This window comes from Rhodococcus sp. NPDC055112 (assembly GCF_053607505.1).
In genome coordinates this window covers 1-2,519 of the sequence record NZ_JBSGTR010000119.1, presented here as the reverse complement: position 1 = coordinate 2,519, position 2,519 = coordinate 1, and the positions used below count along the sequence as shown (strand labels likewise).

1 protein-coding gene is annotated in these 2,519 nt (G+C 70.1%); it reads right to left on the bottom strand.

Going from position 1 to position 2,519, the window contains the following annotated elements; genetic code table 11:
• On the bottom strand, positions 1-2,493 hold a 2,493-nt coding region (locus tag ACWFRB_RS26300; RefSeq protein WP_452644280.1), incomplete at its 3' end, for a condensation domain-containing protein.
• Positions 2,494-2,519: the final 26 nt, after the last annotated feature.

Here is a 2,519-nt window from a genome sequence, read left to right as displayed (position 1 = left end):
GGTGAGCTCGGCGCGGTCGTGGTAGCCACGGGCCAGCCCGGCACCGGACAGGTACAGCTCACCGACCACGCCGAGCGCCACGGGCTGCAGGCGTGGGTCGAGCACCACCGCACCGACGCCGCCGATCGGCGCACCGATGGTGATCGGGTCACCGGCAGCCAAACTCCCCGTCAACGTGACGACGATGGTGGTCTCGGTCGGACCGTACCCGTTGAAGAACAGCCGGCCCGGACCCAACCGCGCGACCAGCTCCGGCGGGCAGACGTCGCCGCCGACGCCCACCATCTCCAGGTCGGGCAGGTCCTCGGCGCGCATGGTCCCCATCGCCGCGGGCGCGCTCATCAGGTGGCTCACCCGCTGCTCGCGCACCAGCCCAGCGAGTTCGTCGCCGCCGACGACCTCCGGCGGCGCGACCACCATGGTCGCGCCCGCGCTGAACGAGGTCAGCATCTCGAACATCGAGGCGTCGAAGCTGGCCGAGGCCAGGCGCAGCACCCGCGACTGTGCGGTGATGACCATATCCGAGTGGGCGTCCGCGGAGAATGCGGACAGCCCGGCGTGGGTGACCACCACGCCCTTGGGCATGCCGGTCGAACCCGAGGTGTAGATCATGTACGCGACACTCGTGACGGACAGTGGCGCCGTCCGGTCACGGTCGGTGACCGGGGCTGCCGAGAGGTCTTCGGCCACAGGCCCGTCGAGTTCGAGCCACTCTGTGGTGCCCGGCATCTCCCCGCGGACACCCGCGACCGTCAGCCCCAGCGCGGCACCGGAATCGGTGAGGATGTGTTCGATCCGTGCGGTCGGCAGCGCCGGGTCCACCGGCACGAACGCGGCCCCACTCTTGGCGACCGCCCACATCGCGACCACCGACTCGATCGACCGCGGGAACGCAAGCGCGACGAACGTCTCCGGTCCGATTCCCCGTGAGATGAGCAGTCGTGCAATCCGGTTCGACGTCGCGTCGAGCTCCGCATAGCTCATCTCGACGCCGCTCGCGGTCAGCGCGACCGCGTCCGGGTTCAGTGCCGCGCCGGCGGCGAGCATCTCCGGCAGCAGCCGGCTCGGCAGCGGCACGGCGAGCGCGCGTGCGTCGATCGTCGCCCGCTCCGCCTCGTCGAGCAGGTCGAGCTCGCCGACCGGCACCGCCGGGTCGGCCGCGACCGCGCCGAGCAGTCGCACCAGCCGCTCGGCGAACCCACGCGCCGTCGACTCGTCGAACAGATCCGCCGCATACATCAGCGAACCCTTCAGGCCGTCGTCGCCCTCACGGAAGGTCAGCTCAAGATCCCCCTTCGCGACGGCAAGCTCGGTATCGAGCGGCGAGATCTCGATACCCGGCAACTCGAACGACGTCTCCGCCAGGTTCTGCAGCGCCAACGCCACCTGGAACAGCGGCGAATGCGCCTGCGAACGTGGCGGGTTCGCCACCTCGACGACCCGCTCGAACGGCACATCGGCGTGCCCGAACGCGGCCAGGTCGGTCGCGCGGGTCTGTGCCAACAGCTCCGTGAAGCTCGACGCGGGGTCGACCTCGGTGCGCAGCACCAGCGTGTTGACGAACATGCCGACAAGCTCATCCAGCGCGGCCTCGCCGCGACCGGCGATCGGAGTGCCGACGGTGATGTCTGTCGTCCCGCTCAGCCGCGAGAGCGTCGCCGCCAGCGCCGCGTGCAGCACCATGAACAACGTCGACTGCTTCGCCAGCGCGAGCTCCCGCAGGCGACCGACCAGTTCGGCATCGACGGTGAATTCGGTCCTGGCGCCGCGCATCGACGCCACCGGCGGACGCGGACGGTCCGTCGGCAACTCCAGCACCGCGGGCGCCCCGGCCAACTGCTCGGCCCAATAGCCGAGCTGAACCGCCGCCAACGACTCCGGATCGTCCTCCGACCCGAGCACCTCCCGCTGCCACAACGCGAAGTCCGCGTACTGCACCGTGAGTGGCGCCCATGTCGGCGCCTGCCCCCCGACGCGGGCGGCGTACGCCACCATCACGTCGCGCGCCAACGGTCCGACGGAGAAGCCGTCCGCCGAGATGTGGTGCACCACGACCGCGAAGACATGCTCGACTGTGTCTGTCTGAGTCGCTCCGCAGGCTCCGCTCCCGCCAGTCCGGAACAGCCTGGCACGCAACGGGATCTCGGTCGAGACATCGAATCCGCCGGACACGAAGCCGACCAACGCGTCCGCCAGCGCATCCGCGGACACGCCGACCTCGTCGAGATCCGCGTCGATCTCACCGACACCGACCACCACCTGGGACGGGCCGTCTGCCGAGTTGGGGAAAACGGTGCGCAGCGACTCGTGCCGTTCCAGCACGTCGCCGACCGCCGCACGCAGCGCGGTCACGTCGAGTTCGCCGGTCAACCGAATCGCCAGCGGAATGTTGTACGCCGGTGATGCGGTGTCGAACTGGTTGATGAACCACATCCGGGACTGCGCCAACGACAGCGGAATCCGCTCAGGGCGCGGACCCGCCACCAAGGCCACTCGCCCACCGGAGCCCACGTGCCGCT